Origin of the sequence: Comamonas sp. GB3 AK4-5 (assembly GCF_041320665.1) — a bacterium.
Lineage (GTDB): Bacteria > Pseudomonadota > Gammaproteobacteria > Burkholderiales > Burkholderiaceae_C > Comamonas.
Genome location: NZ_CP166730.1, coordinates 1,046,521 through 1,061,463, shown reverse-complemented (window position 1 = coordinate 1,061,463; position 14,943 = coordinate 1,046,521). Strand labels below are relative to the sequence as shown.

General features: G+C 64.8%; 12 protein-coding genes. 10 read left to right on the top strand and 2 right to left on the bottom strand.

Translation table 11 applies throughout. The features are described from left to right. Positions 1-270 precede the first annotated feature (270 nt). Complete coding sequence (gene ppc, locus ACA027_RS04660) at positions 271-3,117, bottom strand: phosphoenolpyruvate carboxylase (protein ID WP_370681237.1); 2,847 nt, start codon at positions 3,115-3,117, stop codon at positions 271-273. A 74-nt stretch (positions 3,118-3,191) separates the two neighbouring features. Between ppc and hemC the strand changes: the two genes are divergently transcribed. Genes hemC through ACA027_RS04640 form a run of 4 tightly spaced genes read left to right on the top strand, consistent with a single transcriptional unit; the run spans position 3,192 to position 7,334 of the window. Next, positions 3,192-4,133 carry a hydroxymethylbilane synthase gene (gene hemC, locus ACA027_RS04655; protein ID WP_370681236.1) on the top strand — a complete coding sequence of 314 codons (942 nt, stop codon included), beginning with the start codon at positions 3,192-3,194 and terminating at the stop codon, positions 4,131-4,133. Next, the gene (locus tag ACA027_RS04650) at positions 4,133-4,948 is read left to right on the top strand and encodes a uroporphyrinogen-III synthase (protein WP_370681235.1); all 816 of its coding nucleotides are present in this window, start codon (positions 4,133-4,135) and stop codon (positions 4,946-4,948) included. Before hemC ends, ACA027_RS04650 begins: the two co-directional genes overlap by 1 nt. After that, positions 4,945-6,036, top strand: a complete 1,092-nt coding sequence (locus ACA027_RS04645) for a uroporphyrinogen-III C-methyltransferase (protein WP_370681234.1) — start codon at positions 4,945-4,947, stop codon at positions 6,034-6,036. The genes ACA027_RS04650 and ACA027_RS04645 overlap by 4 nt, the downstream gene beginning before the upstream one ends. Before the next feature lie 17 nt (positions 6,037-6,053). Then, positions 6,054-7,334 carry a heme biosynthesis HemY N-terminal domain-containing protein gene (locus ACA027_RS04640; protein ID WP_370681233.1) on the top strand — a complete coding sequence of 427 codons (1,281 nt, stop codon included), beginning with the start codon at positions 6,054-6,056 and terminating at the stop codon, positions 7,332-7,334. A 35-nt stretch (positions 7,335-7,369) separates the two neighbouring features. On the opposite strand, the gene ACA027_RS04635 is transcribed toward ACA027_RS04640, so the two are convergent. Beyond that, on the bottom strand, positions 7,370-7,966 hold the full coding sequence (locus tag ACA027_RS04635; protein WP_370681232.1) for a YigZ family protein: 597 nt from the start codon (positions 7,964-7,966) through the stop codon (positions 7,370-7,372). Between the two features lie 180 nt (positions 7,967-8,146). Here ACA027_RS04635 and ACA027_RS04630 point away from each other — a divergent pair, with 180 nt between their 5' ends. From ACA027_RS04630 to ACA027_RS04605, 6 genes are all read left to right on the top strand, one after another. Then, entirely contained in the window at positions 8,147-8,710 is a 564-nt protein-coding gene (locus ACA027_RS04630) for a cytochrome b (protein ID WP_370681231.1), read from the top strand. A gap of 42 nt (positions 8,711-8,752) precedes the next feature. Then, positions 8,753-9,325: a YceI family protein gene (locus ACA027_RS04625; RefSeq protein ID WP_370681230.1), complete on the top strand. Its 573-nt coding sequence runs from the start codon at positions 8,753-8,755 to the stop codon at positions 9,323-9,325. 164 nt (positions 9,326-9,489) lie between these two features. Beyond that, positions 9,490-10,062, top strand: a complete 573-nt coding sequence (locus ACA027_RS04620; protein WP_370681229.1) for a YceI family protein — start codon at positions 9,490-9,492, stop codon at positions 10,060-10,062. A 426-nt stretch (positions 10,063-10,488) separates the two neighbouring features. Further along, the gene (locus tag ACA027_RS04615) at positions 10,489-11,130 is read left to right on the top strand and encodes a VOC family protein (RefSeq protein ID WP_370681228.1); all 642 of its coding nucleotides are present in this window, start codon (positions 10,489-10,491) and stop codon (positions 11,128-11,130) included. Positions 11,131-11,291: 161 nt separating this feature from the next. Continuing rightward, positions 11,292-11,663, top strand: coding sequence for a hypothetical protein (locus ACA027_RS04610; protein ID WP_370681227.1), 372 nt, complete (start codon positions 11,292-11,294; stop codon positions 11,661-11,663). A gap of 212 nt (positions 11,664-11,875) precedes the next feature. After that, positions 11,876-14,872 (top strand): valine--tRNA ligase, encoded by a 2,997-nt coding sequence (locus tag ACA027_RS04605; RefSeq protein WP_370681226.1) that lies wholly within the window; start codon positions 11,876-11,878, stop codon positions 14,870-14,872. The last annotated feature ends 71 nt before the right edge of the window (positions 14,873-14,943 follow it).

The following is a 14,943-nucleotide window of genomic DNA, read 5'->3' as shown; positions in this document are numbered from 1 at the left end:
CAGCCTGTTGGCTTTGTGCCCTGAAAGCATCTTGAAACGCGCTGGGCACGGTGCCATGCGCTATGCCTGTGGAAAGGCCCCTCACCCCAACCCTCTCCCCGGAGGGGCGAGGGAGTAAGACCAGGGACGCAGCGCATCAAACGAGCACAGCGCTCGCAACACCCCCATGTCAGGGCTGCCGCGCAAGGGCCGCCCCGCCGCGCTGGTGCCGTCCCCCTCCCTCGCATAGCGAGAGAGAGAGGGGGAAGACGCGAAGCGCCTCAGGGGGTGTCACCCCGTATTCCTCAACGCCGCCGCAATCCCGTTGATGGAGATGTGAATGCCCAGCTTCACGCGCTCGTCCCCACCGCCATCGCGCCAGCGGCGCACCAGCTCCACCTGCAGGTGGTGCAGCGGATCGATATAGGGGAAGCGGTGGCGTATGGAGCGTGCCAGCGCGCTGTTGTGTGCCAGTCTGTCCTTGTCGCCGGTGACCATTTCCAGCGCCTCCACCGTGCGCTGCCACTCGGCCTGGATGGCGGCAAAAATGCGCCGGCGCAGCTTGGCATCGGGCACCAGTTCGCTGTAGCGCGAGGCCAGGGCCAGATCGCTCTTGGCCATCACCATGTCGATATTCGACAACAGGGTGCGAAAGAAGGGCCACTGCTTGTACATGCGCCGCAGCAGCGCCTGCTGCTTGGCCGGGTCCTGGCCCTTGGCATGGACAAAGTCATGCACCGCCGTACCAAAGCCATACCAGCCCGGCAGCGTGAGGCGGCACTGACCCCAGCTAAAGCCCCAGGGAATGGCGCGCAGGTCTTCGATTTTTTGCGAGGGCTTGCGCGAGGCCGGGCGCGAGCCGATGTTCAGCTCGGCAATCTCGCGTATGGGCGTGGCGCTGAAGAAGTAATCGGTAAAGCCCGGGGTCTCGTACACCAGCTTGCGGTAGCTGGCCATGCTGGCGCGCGACAGGGCTTCGGCCGCCACCAAAAAGGGCTTGCCCGCCGGCTTGGTGGGCTGCAGCAGCGTGGCCTCCAGCGTGGCGGCCACCAGGGTTTCCAGGTTGCGCCGGCCGATCTCGGGGTTGGAGTATTTGGAGGCAATCACCTCGCCCTGCTCGGTCAGGCGGATCTGGCCGCGCACGGTGCCGGGTGGCTGGGCCAAGATGGCCTGGTAGCTGGGGCCACCGCCCCGGCCCACGGTGCCGCCACGGCCGTGGAACATGCGCAGTCGAATGCCGTACTGCGCGGCCAGCGGGTCGAACACCTGCACCAGAGCCGATTCGGCCTGGTAGAGCTCCCAGTTGCTGGTGAAGATGCCGCCATCCTTGTTGCTGTCGCTATAGCCCAGCATGATGTCCTGCTCGGCGCCCGAACGCTTCCACAGCTGCGCCATGCCGGGCAGGGCGTAATAGGCCTGCATGATGGAGGCGGCCTGGCGCAGGTCTTCGATGGTCTCAAATAGCGGCACCACCACCATGTCGGCCACGGCGCTGCTGCTGTCCAGCGTGCCATGCATCAGGCCGACTTCCTTCATCAAGAGCAGCACTTCGAGCAGGTCGCTCACCGTCTCGGTGTGGCTGATGATGCAGTGGCGCAAGGCCTCGGGGCCGTAATCGGCCCGGGCCTGGCGCGCGGTTTCAAAAATGGCCAGCTCGGCCTGGCTGTGGTGCGAGTATTCAGCCCCCACCACGCGCAGCGGCCTGGCGTCTTGCAACAGGCGCAGCAGCAGGGCCTGGCGAGCGGGCTCATCCAGGGCGCTGTAGTCGGCCTCCAGTTGGGAAGCGGCCAGCAGCTCGGCCACTACCGACTCATGCTGGTCCGAGCTTTGGCGCAGGTCCACCGTGGCCAGATGGAAACCAAAAACCTCTACCGCACGCATCAGCGGCGCCAGGCGCTGGGCCACCAGGGCTTCGCCATGGTTGCGCAGCAGCGAGTCTTCCACCGTGCGCAACTCCTGCAAGAAGTCCTGCGCACTGGCATAGGGGTTTTGCGGCGCCACGGCATGGCGTGCGGCCTCACCGCCCGAGAGCTTGCGCAGCGTGGCCGCCAGGCGCGCATACACCCCGGTCAGGGCACGGCGATAGGGCTCGTCGGCACGGTGTGGGTTCTGGTCGGGCGAGGCATCGGCCAGGGCCTGCATCTGTGGCGAAACCTCGGCCAGACGCTCCGCCATGGACAGCTCGGTGCCCAGAAAATGCACCTCGGTCAGATAGTGGCGCAGCGCCACCTCGGACTGGCGCTGCAGGGCCAGTGTCAGCGTCTCTGCCGTCACATTGGGGTTGCCGTCGCGGTCGCCGCCAATCCATTGGCCCATGCGCAAAAAGCTGTGGATGCGCTGGCCACCCAGCTGCTGCTCCATCTCTTGGTAGATGCGGGGAATCTCGCGCAGAAAAGTGGCTTCGTAGTAGCGCAGCGAGTTTTCGATTTCGTCGGCCACCGTCAGCTTGGCATGGCGCAGCAAACGCGTTTGCCACAGCTGCACCACACGGGCCTTGAGCTGGGCCTCGTTCTCGGCCAGTTCGCGCGGGCTCAGCGCATCCTTGCTGCTGGCATAGAGCTGGGCGCGGGCGCGGATCAGGTCGCGCTCACCCAGCAGGCGGGCAATGCTTTGCTCGGCCGCCAAAATGCTCTGGCGCTGCACCTCGGTGGGGTGGGCTGTGAGCACCGGCGCCACATAGGCCTGGGCCAGGGCCCGCACCACGGCATCGTTCTCTATGCCTTCCCAGCGCAGGCGCGACAGGGCCACTTCCACGCTGCCTTCCTGGCTGTGGCCGGCGCGCTCATGCACCTCGCGGCGGCGGATATGGTGCTGGTCTTCCGCCAGATTGGCCAGGTGGGAGAAATAGGTGAAGGCGCGAATCACACTCACGGTCTGGTCGCCGGACAGGCCCTTGAGCAGCTTCTTGAGCTGCTTGTCGGCGGCCTGGTCCTCGTTGCGGCGAAACGCCACGGACAGCTGGCGCACCTGCTCCACCAGCTCATAGGCCGCGGCACCTTCCTGTTCACGAATCACATCGCCCAGCAAGCGGCCCAACAGGCGGATGTCATCTATCAGCGGCTGGTCCTTGTCCGTGCGGCGCACCGGAACGGAAGGGGCAGAAGGGGTCTCGGAACGTCGACGGGCTGCAGCATTCATGCAAAAGACTCCAGGAAGCAAATGAGGTCGGCGCGCATGCTAGCATCCCCCGTTGTCCCGAAGGCTGACAACGTATGACTGTGACCTCTTCTTTCTCTTCGCTTGTAATCGCCACCCGTGAAAGCCGATTGGCCCTGTGGCAGGCCGAACATGTGCAGGCCTTGCTGCGTGCACGCGGCCACCAGGTGGAGCTGCTGGGCATGACCACCAAGGGCGACCAGATTCTGGACCGTTCCCTGTCCAAGGTCGGTGGCAAGGGGCTGTTTGTGAAAGAGCTGGAAGTGGCACTGGAAGAGGGCCGCGCCCACATTGCCGTGCACTCGCTCAAGGACGTGCCCATGGAGCTGCCCGAGGGCTTCACCCTGGCCTGCGTGATGGAGCGCGAAGACCCGCGCGACGCCTTTGTCTCACCCCGCTACGCCAGCCTGGACCAACTGCCGCAAGGCGCCGTGGTGGGCACCTCCAGCCTGCGCCGCCAGGTGCTGCTGCAGGCCCTGCGCCCCGACCTGAAGATTGAGCCCTTGCGTGGCAACCTCGACACCCGTTTGCGCAAGCTGGATGAGGGCCAATACGACGCCATCGTGCTGGCCGCCGCAGGCCTCAAGCGCCTGGGGCTGGCGGCACGCATACGCTGCGAATTCTCCGCCGCCGACATGCTGCCCGCCGCCGGCCAGGGCGCCCTGGGTATCGAGGTGCGCAGCGAGCGCACCGACCTGATCGCCGCACTGCAGCCCCTTGTGCACATGCCCAGCTGGTTGCGTGTGGCGGCCGAGCGCGCCGTCAGCCGCCGCATGGGTGGCAGTTGCTCCGTGCCACTGGCCGCCCATGCCCTGCTGGCCGATGACGGCATGCTGACGCTGGACGCTGCCTGGGGCGATGTGGACGGCGTGCTGCCGCTGGTACGCGTGCGCCAGCAAGCCGCCGTGACCACGTTGGAACAGGCCGAAGCGCTGGGAGCGGCCGTGGCCGAACAACTGCTGGCTCAGGGTGCACGCTGCGCCCCCAAGGCCGAGTGATGGCGGCGCGGCCCAGCGTCATCCTGACCCGCCCACTGCCGGAGGCGCAGCACTGGCAGCGCTTGCTGCAGGCGCAGGGCATGGATGCCGCCGTGCTGCCCCTGATCGATATTGCACCCGCCACCGACGCCGCCACCCAGGCTGCGCTGCAAGGCGTCGCCCAACAGCTGGAGCGCTACCGCGCGCTGATGTTCGTCAGCCCCAATGCCGTGCGCGGCCTGTTAGCGGCCCCGGGCATGGCCCAGGCCCTGCAGCAGGCCGTGGCTGCGGGCCAGCTGCGACTGTGGGCGCCAGGCCCAGGCACGCGCCAGACGCTGGTGCAGCAAGGCCTGCCTGAAACCGCCATCGACAGCCCTGCGGCCGATGCGGCCCAATTCGACTCCGAATCCCTGTGGGCCGTGGTGGGCCCGCAGATCCAGGCCCATGACCAGGTGCTGATCGTGCGCGGCGCCAGCGCCCACAGCCAGGCCGACGTCCAGGGCTCCGGCCGCGAATGGCTGGCCCGTCAGCTGCGCCAGCAGGGCGCGCAGGTGGAGCTGGTGGGCGTCTATGCCCGTCAATGCCCGGCCGCCACGCCTGCGCTGCTGGATGCCATTGCCAGCCACTGCAATACCCACAATCTGTGGCTGTTCAGCAGCTCCGAAGCTGTTGTCCACCTGCAACAGCTCTGCCCAGCACAGGACTGGAAAACACAGCGCGCCCTGGCCACCCACCCGCGTATTGCCGCCACGGCACGGGCTGCAGGCTTTGGTCTGGTGCGGGAATGTAAGCCCGATGTAGAGCATGTGTCTGCGTCGATAGAATCGTGGTCATGAGCACCGACGGCGCACCCCCACCCTCTTTCACCTCGCCTCCAACGGCCAGCCCAAGCCCTTCCTCTGGGCCTTCTCCGCTGGCCTGGGTGGCCATGGTGTTGGCCCTTGCGGGGCTGGGCAGCAGCGGGCTGCTCTGGCAAAAAGTGGGCGGCATGCAGGAGCAGTTGGCCCGCCAGACCGCTGAGTCCGGCACCCAGGCCACCGAGGCCCGGGCGCTGGCACGCGAGTCCCAGGACCTGGTGCGCGAAGCTGCGGGCCGCCTGGCCGTGGTCGAGGCCCGGGTGCAGGAAGCCACGCTGCAACGCACCCAATTGGAAGATTTGATCCACAGCGTCTCGCGCTCACGCGACGAAACCCTGCTGGTGGATGTGGAGTCGGCACTGCGCATCGCGCTGCAGCAGGCCCAGTTCTCCGGCAGCCTGGAGCCGCTGACCGTCACACTCAAATCCTCGGCCCAGCGCATAGAGCGTGCGGCCCAACCCCGGTTGGCGCCGGTGCAGCGCGCCATGGAACAAGACCTGGAACGCCTGGGTCGCGCCAATGTGATGGACACCGCCGGCCTGCTGGGCCGTCTGGACGAGCTGGTGCGCATGGTGGATGACATGCCCCTGCTCAGCAACGTGACCATGGCCCCGCCCACGGGCGCCCACATGTCCTCCACCGGCGTACCGCTGCCACCCGCGCTGGATGCGGCGGTTTCCCCCACCCAGTGGGCCTGGTGGCAGCACTGGGGCAGCCGCATCTGGACGGCTTCGGCCAATGAAGCCCGTGACCTGGTGCGCATACGCCGCATCGACCATCCCGATGCCATGCTGCTCGCACCGGACCAGGCTTTTTTCCTGCGTGAGAACCTCAAGCTCAAGCTGCTCAATGCCCGCCTGGGCCTGCTGGCGCGCCAGTACGACGCGGCCCGCTCCGACCTGGGTGCCTCTAGCACCGCAGTCGCCAAATACTTTGACGGCCAGTCGCGCCGCACACAAAGCGCCCAATCCCTGCTGCTGCAGATCCAGACGCATTTGCGCCAGACCGAGCAGCCCACCCTCAACGACACGCTGAGCGCGCTGGCCACTGCCGCGTCCAGCCGCTGACCCGCTAGGAGGGCGATATGCGTGCTGCACTGTGGTTTGCTGGTCTGTTCTGCCTGGCCGTGGCGGGCGCCCTGTTCGCGGGCACCAACCAGGGATCGGTCACGCTGTTCTGGCCCCCCTACCGGTTGGACCTGTCGCTGAACATGGTGATGGCCTTGCTGCTGTCGGCCTTTGCCATCCTCTACGGCGCCCTGCGCGGCTTTGCCGTGCTGGTGTCGCTGCCGCTGCAGGCCAAGCGCTGGCGCTTGCAGCAGCGCGAACGCAATATGCACCAGGCCTTGCAGGAGTCGCTGACCCATTTACATGCCGGACGTTTTCTGCGTGCCCGCAAGGCGGCGCTGCAATCGCTGCAGCTGGAAGAAGGTCTGTCACTGGACAAGGCCACGGTCAGCTACCGGCGCCAGCTGCGCACCATCGCCCATATGGCGGCGGCCGACAGCTCCCACGCGCTGCAGGACCGCACAACACGCGACAAACACCTGGAAGCCGCGCTGGAGCTGGCCCCCCTCAACGGAACAGCCCAGCAGCAGGAGCTGCGCGAAGGTGCGCAAATGCGCTCGGCCCGCTGGGCATTGGATGACCGCGACGCTGCCGCCGCGCTGGAGCGCCTGGCCCAGCTGCCCCATGGCGCCGCACGCCGCACGGTGGCGCTGCGCATCAAGCTCAAGGCCTCACGCCTGGCCCAGCAAACCGGCCCGGCCCTGGAAACCGCCCGCCTGCTGGCCAAGCACAAGGCCTTCTCACCCGAAGCGGCCGGCAGCCTGCTGCGCAGCCTGCTGCTGGAGCAGTTGCACCAGGCCTATGACCCCGCCCAGTTGCAAGCAGCCTGGGCACAGCTGGAAGCCCATGAGCGCCAGATGCCCGAGCTGGCCATTCCCGCCGCGCGCCGGCTGGTGGCCCTGGGCGGCAGCAGCGCCACGGCCCGCGACTGGTTGCTGCCCGTCTGGGACGCGCAATTGCGCAACCCCCAGGCATTGAACCGCTCGCAAAGCGTGCTGCTGTTCCAAGCCCTGCAGGAATGCCTGGAAGACGTGGATGGCGCCTGGCTGGCCCGCATCGAAACCGCACTGCGCAGCGCCCCCCACCAGCCTCATCTGCAGTACCTGGCGGGCATGGCCTGCCTGCAACGCCAGCTGTGGGGCAAGGCACAGCAGCTGCTGCGCCAATCCACGGCCCAGCTCAAGGACGACGCCCTGCTGCACAGCGCCTGGAAGGCCCTGGCCATTCTGGCCGAGCACCACGAGGCCCCGGACGAAGCCGCCGCGGCTTGGAAACAAGCTGCCTTGCACGCGAAATAAAAACAGGGCCGCATTGCGGCCCTGTTTTTATTTCGTCAGTCTTTCCAGTGTTCTATCCAGCCGAGCTTGCCTTGGCCCTGGTCATTCAGCCGCTGCACCTGGGCTGCGGCTTCGCTTTCCGGCAGCTGCCACTGCATATGCACCAGGCTGTCATGCCGCACCTGCAAGAGTTCGGCCCCTGCCTGGGCAATGTCGCGGCGCAGCCAGCCTTCCATGTCGTAGGGCAGGCTGCACTGCAGCGTGCTCATGCGCTGCAGCAGCACCTTGTCGGCCCCTAGCAGGGCCTGGGCCACGCTGTCGGTATAGGCCCGCACCAGGCCGCCGGCGCCCAGCTTCACGCCGCCGTAATAGCGCACCACGGTGGCCAGCACGCCTTCCAGTTCCTGGTGACGCAGCACGTCCAGCATGGGGCGGCCGGCCGTGCCGCCGGGCTCGCCGTCATCCACGGCCGCCGACTGGCCGCCTGCAAGCAGCGCCCAGCAGATATGGGTGGCCGTGGGGTGTACCCGCCACAGCGCGTCCACCGTGGCCTGCGCGCTGGCGCGGTCGGCCATGGGCTGTACACAGCCGATGAAGCGGCTCTTCTTGATGATCAGTTCGCTGTGTGCGGGGCTTGCCAGAGTCTGTGCCATAGGGCTGGCGAGCTTACCCGAGCCACCGCCCTGACCAGGGCCTGCGGGCATTCAAGCTTTTTGAACTGTCACGTCAATTCGCCTGAACTTTTTTTCGCTGCAGCTTTCCTACACTGCCTACATGGCAACGTTGTCTGCGCCATTTTTCCTGCTTGCCAGGCGCTTTCCCTTGCGAACTACATGCCCCACTCCACCTCTTCTTCCCGCTACAGCCTCACCGCCATCACCTTCCACTGGGTGCTGGCACTGGGCCTGATCGGCCTGCTGGTCTTTGGCTGGTATATGACCGGGCTGCCGTTTTCTCCGGCACGCCTGAAGTACTACAACTGGCACAAATGGGCCGGCGTCAGCCTGCTGGTGCTGAGCGTGCTGCGCCTGCTGTGGCGCTTCACCCATCGCCCTCCCGCCCTGCCCAAAGCCATGGCGGCGGCCATGCCACGCTGGCAGCAGCTGGCCCACCATGGCGTGCACCAGCTGCTGTATGTCTTGTTCTTTGCCGTGCCCCTGCTGGGCTGGGCCTATAGCTCGGCGGCGGGCTTCCCCATCGTGTGGTTCGGCCTGTGGCAGCTGCCCGACTTTGTGGCCGCCAACCCGGAGCTGGCTGAGGCCATCAAGCCCTGGCACGCCATTGCGGCGTACAGTCTGGCGGGCCTGATTGCCCTGCACATCGCCGCCGCGCTGAAGCACCAACTCATAGACCGTGACGGTCTGCTGCGCCGCATGTGGCCCGGCAGCGCTGCCTGAACCACCCCGTCTTTTTTCATTTTTGAACGTCAGGAGATCAGCATGCATTTCACCGCCACCCTCCGTGCTGCCACCCTCGCCGGTGCAGCCCTTTTCGCCACTGCCGCCATGGCGGCCCAGGCCCTGGTGCCGGCGCAAAGCAGCATCAACTTCACCGCCAAGCAAATGGGTGTGCCGCTGCAAGGCCACTTCAAGAAATTTGAGGCGCAGGTGAATTTCGACACCGCCAAGCCCGAGACCAGCAAGATCCACTTCACCGTGGATACCGGCAGCGCCACCATGGGCTCCAAGGAGACCGACAGCAATCTGCTGGGTGCCGACTGGTTCAACATCGCCAAATTCCCCAAGGCCACCTTCGAATCCACCGCCGTCAAGGCCTTGGGCGGCGGCAAATACCAGGTGGACGGCACGCTGACCATCAAGGGCAATGCGCAAAAAGTGTCCCTGCCCGTGGCCCTGACCCAGTCGGGCGCCACCACCATGGCCGCAGGCACCTTGCCGCTCAAGCGCCTGGCCTTCAAGATTGGCGACGGTGACTGGTCCGACACCTCCATGGTCGCCGATGAGGTGTCCGTGCAGTTCAAGCTGGCCCTGACCGGCGTGGGCAAGCTCTAAGCCCTGCCACCACATTGTTTGTGATAGCGGCTTGTGCCCATGGCTGCTTGCTTTGAAAGCAGTTTTGCTTTGAAATCATTGCAGCCAGCGCACAGCAAGCTATCGATTCGGTAGTTCCGAGATTTGTTTTTCTCCCCCTCTTCACCTTCACAGGAGATTTCTTGATGCGTTCCACCTTGTTTGCCCTGGCTGCTGCCGGTCTGTTCGCCACCGCTGCCCACGCTGCTCCGGCCCAGTACGCCATCGACCCCACCCACACCTTCGCCACCTTCGAGATCGACCACTTCGGCGCATCCACCAACCGCGCCCGCTTCGACAAGAAGAGCGGCCAGGTGGAATTCGACAAGGCCGGCAAGACCGGCAAGGTGGAAGTGACGCTGGACATGACTTCGGTGAACTCCGGCACCGCCGCTTTCGACAAGCACCTCAAGGGCAAGGACATCTTCAACACCGACCAGTACCCGGTGTCCAAGTTCGTCTCCGACAAGTTCGTGTTTGACGGCGACAAGCTCAAGGAAGTCACCGGCCAGCTGACCCTGAACGGCCAGACCCACCCCATCACCATCAAGTCCAACAAGTTCACCTGCTACGAAAGCCCCATGCTCAAGCGTGAGGTCTGCGGCGGCGACTTTGAAGCCACCATCGACCGCACCCAATGGGGCGTGAACTACGGCGTGGACTGGGGCTTCAGCAAGAACGTGCGCCTGGTGCTGCAGATGGAAGCCGTCAAGCAGTAAACCCTGCGCATACTTCGGATGCTTGAGAACGTGTTCAAAGTCTCCTCGCGACGCGCCAGTGTCTTTGCGGGATGGGATACAAGGCGCGATACCGCAGCAATAGCCGTGCTATTGCGAGGATTCGCAACACCGTAGACCGCCCGCAAAGGCACTGGCCCGAAGGGTTGGAGCGAAATCGGGCGATTTCTTCGCGCTGGCTCTTGCTTGCACCCCGGTGCAAGCTGCGCCCCATCGACTCGAACTCATCCCGATTGCGCTCCAACGCGCCTGCGTAGAGGCATTGAACACGTTCTGAGCACTCGCTCTGACGCCCACAACCCGCACGCCACCTCGGCATGCGGGTTTTTTCTTGGCCCTGGCGGGTCTTGGTCTTTCTAGAATTACGCTTAGTGCAATGCATTGCATATACGTAAAAGGAGAGCTGCCATGGGCCACCACACCGCCCCCACCACCCTGACCCGCGCCGCGCTGGACGCGCTGCCCCCGCCCGCCGCCGTGCAGCAGCTGCACCACTACGCCTACAAGGCGCGCGATGCCGAGGAAACCCGCCACTTCTACGAAGACATACTGGGCCTGCCGCTCTACCACATCATCCAGAGCGACCATGTGCCCAGCACCGGCGAGTACTGCCCCTACACCCATTTCTTCTTTCGCCTGCGCGATGGCAGCTTCATCGCCTTCTTCGACATTGGCGACGATGAAAAAGCCCTGCCATCACCCAATACCCCGCTGTGGATCAACCACATCGCCTTTCGCGTGGACACAGTGCAGGAGCTGGAGAACACCAAGGCCCGCTTGCAGGCCCATGGCGTGGAAGTGCTGGGCGTGACCGACCACCACATCTTCAAGAGCATTTATTTCTTTGACCCCAATGGCATTCGCCTGGAGCTGTCGGCCCAGCTGGCCGACGAGGTGCAGATGGCACGCGAAAGCCAGACCGCCCACGCCCGCCTGGCCGAATGGACCGCACGCAAGCAGCAGTGGCGCACGGAGCGAGCCCAGGGCCAAGGCACTGCCCCACTCAAGCCCCAGCACAACGACCGGCCCGAATACGGCGGTGCGCGCTGAGCCCGTGCTTGCGATCTCTGCGCAGGCGCGTCGCGAGGAGATCGCACATACATGCGCAAGCTTCACCCTTCTCCCGCCCTGGTTCCGCAGCAAGGTCTGCCCGCATGCGGACATAGAATGAATTGCAAGCATTTGCCAGATTTGCCAGGAAAGGGAAGACCATGCATTACGCCAAATTCCTCTGTACCGCCGCATGGGTGATGCTGGGCACCGCAGCCCAGGCCCAGAGCAGCGCCAGCCATGTCGGCGCCCCGCACCACCCGGCGGTGGCGTCCGAAGCGGAAGCCGCCAAGGACATCCAGCAGCTGTGCGCCAGCGAATGGCCCTCCACCCACCCGGCTCTGCAAAGCCACTGCATAGACAAACAGAGCGAGGCCAGAAGCAAGGCCCAGGAATTTGCATCGAATGCATCCCCCAGCAAGGCCAGCATCTGGGCCCGGTGCAGCAAGGACTGGACCAACAAGGCCGGACAACAGGACTGGGTGATGACGGCGCGCTGCCTGGATTTCCAGGTCCAGGCCTATCAAAAATAAACACCTGCACCGGACTGCGGCACTGCAGTTTTCATAGCTGCATGTGCTGATGGATACTGCATTTGGGCCGTGCTTTACCACCCCCATAGACCCCGGCCCGCGCGCAGCCCGGGGGGCTGGCTAAAATCATTGGCAATCCGTCCCTTCCAACCGGACGATGGCATCCCGCTTGCGGATGCCGTTTTTATTTCCAGCCTATTTGCCAAGCAGCCATGAGCGATACCCCTGCACAACCCGGTCTTTCCAGCCTCTCCAAGTCTTTTGAGCCCTCCGCCATCGAGGCCCAGTGGGGCCCCGAGTGGGAAAAGCGTGGCTATGGCAATGCCGGTTACCGTGGCACGGGCAGCCCCAACGCCGAAGCCGTGGCTGCGCAGCAGAACTTCTCCATCCAGCTGCCCCCCCCCAATGTGACCGGCACGCTGCACATGGGCCATGCCTTCAACCAGACCATCATGGATTCCCTCACGCGCTATCACCGCATGAAGGGCTTCAACACGGCCTGGATTCCCGGCACCGACCACGCCGGCATTGCCACGCAGATCGTGGTCGAGCGCCAGCTGCAAACCCAGGGCGTGAGCCGCTATGACCTGGGCCGCGATGCATTCACCCAAAAGATCTGGGAGTGGAAGGAGCAATCCGGCAACACCATCACCACGCAGATGCGCCGCATGGGCGATACCGTGGACTGGAGCCGCGAATACTTCACCATGGACGACAACCTGTCCCAGGTGGTGACCGACACCTTTGTGAAGCTGTATGAGCAAGGCCTGATCTACCGTGGCAAGCGCCTGGTGAACTGGGACCCGGTGCTGCAATCCGCCGTGTCCGACCTGGAAGTGGAAAACCAGGAAAAAGACGGCTCGCTGTGGCATATCGCCTACCCGCTTTCCAGCGGTGAAGGCCAACTGGTGGTGGCTACCACCCGCCCCGAGACCATGCTGGGCGACGTGGCCGTGATGGTCCACCCCGAAGACGAACGCTACCGGCACCTGATCGGCCAGACCGTGACCCTGCCCCTGGTGGGCCGCGAGATTCCCATCATTGCCGATGAGTATGTGGACCGCGAGTTCGGCACCGGCGTGGTCAAGGTCACGCCTGCGCACGACCAGAACGACTACCAGGTGGGCGTGCGCCACAAGCTGCCCATGATTTGCGTGCTGACGCTGACGGCAAAGATCAACGACGAAGCGCCCGAAAAGTACCGTGGCATGGACCGCTTTGTGGCCCGCAAGGCCATCGTCGCCGACCTGGAGGCCGCCGGCCTGATGGTCGAGATCAAAAAGCACAAGCTGATGGTGCCCATCTGCGACCGCACCGGCCAGGTGATCGAGCCCATGCTGACGGACCAGTGGTTCATCGCCATGAACCAGGTGGCCAAGCAAGGCACGGGCGACGCCACGGGCAAGTCCATCGCGCAAAAAGCCATCGACGCCGTGGAATCCGGCGCCGTGAAGTTTGTGCCCGAAAACTGGGTCAACACCTACAACCAGTGGATGAACAACATCCAGGACTGGTGCATCTCGCGCCAGCTGTGGTGGGGCCACCAGATTCCCGCCTGGTATGACCAGGAAGGCACCATCTGGGTCGCCCGCAATGAGGAAGAGGCACGTGACAACTGGATGCGTGCCATGGAAGGCGATTTGCTTACCGCCCGCAATCTAGGCCAGGCCAGCAATGCATCCCGCCTGGAAAGCCTGCTGTCCGTAGGCCCCCAACTCACTCGCGACCCCGACGTGCTGGATACCTGGTATTCCTCGGCCATGGTGCCCTTCTCCACCATGGGCTGGCCCCAGCAGACCGATGCGGCGGACGACAACTACAACCTCTACCTGCCCTCTTCGGTGCTGGTGACCGGCTACGACATCATCTTCTTCTGGGTGGCCCGGATGATCATGATGACCACCCACTTCACCGGCCGCGTGCCCTTCACCCATGTCTATATGCATGGCCTGGTGCGCGACGCCCAGGGCAAGAAGATGAGCAAGTCCGAAGGCAATGTGCTGGACCCCGTGGACTTGATCGATGGCATTGCGCTGGAGCCCCTGCTGGAAAAGCGCACCCAGGGCCTGCGCAAGCCCGAGACCGCTCCCCAGGTGCGCAAGAACACGCAAAAGGAATTCCCCGAAGGCATTCCCGCCTACGGTGCCGACGCGCTGCGCTTTACCTTTGCCGCCCTGGCCTCGCTGGGCCGCTCCATCAACTTCGACAGCAAGCGCTGCGAGGGCTACCGCAATTTCTGCAACAAGCTGTGGAACGCTTCCCGCTTTGTGCTGATGAACTGCGAAGGCTTTGACTGCGGCCTGAAGGAGCACACCAAGGAGCAATGCCAGGCGGGTGGCGAGCTGCAAGGCTATATGCACTTCAGCCAGCCGGACCGCTGGATCGTCTCTCAGCTGCAGAAGGTGGAGGCCGAAGTGGCCAAGGGCTTTGCCGAGTACCGTCTGGACAACGTGGCCAACACCATTTACGACTTTGTCTGGAACGAGTTCTGCGACTGGTATCTGGAAATCGCCAAGGTGCAGATCCAGACCGGTAACGAAGCCCAGCAACGCGCCACACGCCGCACGCTGATCCGCACGCTGGAAACCATTTTGCGTCTGGCCCACCCCATCATCCCGTTTGTGACCGAGGAGCTGTGGCAGAAGGTGGCCCCCGTGGCCGGCCGCGCAAGCGCATCGGTGGCCATTGCCGCCTACCCCGAAGCACAGCCAGAGAAGATCGACGAGGCCTCCATTGCCTATGTGGCCCGCATCAAGCAGATGGTGGACAGCTGCCGCGCCCTGCGCGGTGAAATGGGCGTGTCGCCAGCCCAGCGCCTGCCGCTGCTGGCCGTGGCAGGTTCGGCCGATGGCGCCGCCTTCCTGCGCGCCAATGCCGACGTGCTGAAGAACCTGGCCAAGCTCAGCGAGGTCAAGGTGTTTGACGACGAGGCCGCCTGGGCCGCCGAGGCACAGAACGCCCCGGTGTCCGTGGTGGGCGATGCCCGCCTGGCGCTGTTTGTGGAAGTGGACGTGGAAGCCGAAAAGGCGCGCCTGTCCAAGGAAGCCAAGCGCCTGGAAGGCGAAATCACCAAGGCCAACGCCAAGCTCTCCAACGAGGCTTTCTGCGCCAAGGCCCCGGCCGCCGTGCTGGAGCAGGAGAAAAAGCGTGTGGCCGAATTTGGTGCCACGCTGGCCCGCATCCAGCAGCAACTCGAGCGGCTGAAATAACCCCCTGAGCGGCTGCGCCGCTTCCCCTGCAAAGGGGAGGCGGTGCCTCTAGGATTTGAAGCAAGGAATCT

Excerpts from the sequence above, each read along its gene's own strand:
- ACA027_RS04645 (WP_370681234.1), top strand. The coding sequence starts at position 4,945 with ATGAGCACCGACGGCGCACCCCCACCCTCTTTCACCTCGCCTCCAACG.
- ACA027_RS04650 (WP_370681235.1), top strand. The coding sequence starts at position 4,133 with ATGGCGGCGCGGCCCAGCGTCATCCTGACCCGCCCACTGCCGGAGGCG.
- ACA027_RS04630 (WP_370681231.1), top strand. The coding sequence starts at position 8,147 with ATGCCCCACTCCACCTCTTCTTCCCGCTACAGCCTCACCGCCATCACC.
- ACA027_RS04610 (WP_370681227.1), top strand. The coding sequence starts at position 11,292 with ATGCATTACGCCAAATTCCTCTGTACCGCCGCATGGGTGATGCTGGGC.
- ACA027_RS04605 (WP_370681226.1), top strand. The coding sequence starts at position 11,876 with ATGAGCGATACCCCTGCACAACCCGGTCTTTCCAGCCTCTCCAAGTCT.
- ACA027_RS04640 (WP_370681233.1), top strand. The coding sequence starts at position 6,054 with ATGCGTGCTGCACTGTGGTTTGCTGGTCTGTTCTGCCTGGCCGTGGCG.
- ACA027_RS04615 (WP_370681228.1), top strand. The coding sequence starts at position 10,489 with ATGGGCCACCACACCGCCCCCACCACCCTGACCCGCGCCGCGCTGGAC.
- hemC (WP_370681236.1), top strand. The coding sequence starts at position 3,192 with ATGACTGTGACCTCTTCTTTCTCTTCGCTTGTAATCGCCACCCGTGAA.
- ACA027_RS04625 (WP_370681230.1), top strand. The coding sequence starts at position 8,753 with ATGCATTTCACCGCCACCCTCCGTGCTGCCACCCTCGCCGGTGCAGCC.
- ppc (WP_370681237.1), bottom strand. The coding sequence starts at position 3,117 with ATGAATGCTGCAGCCCGTCGACGTTCCGAGACCCCTTCTGCCCCTTCC.
- ACA027_RS04620 (WP_370681229.1), top strand. The coding sequence starts at position 9,490 with ATGCGTTCCACCTTGTTTGCCCTGGCTGCTGCCGGTCTGTTCGCCACC.
- ACA027_RS04635 (WP_370681232.1), bottom strand. The coding sequence starts at position 7,966 with ATGGCACAGACTCTGGCAAGCCCCGCACACAGCGAACTGATCATCAAG.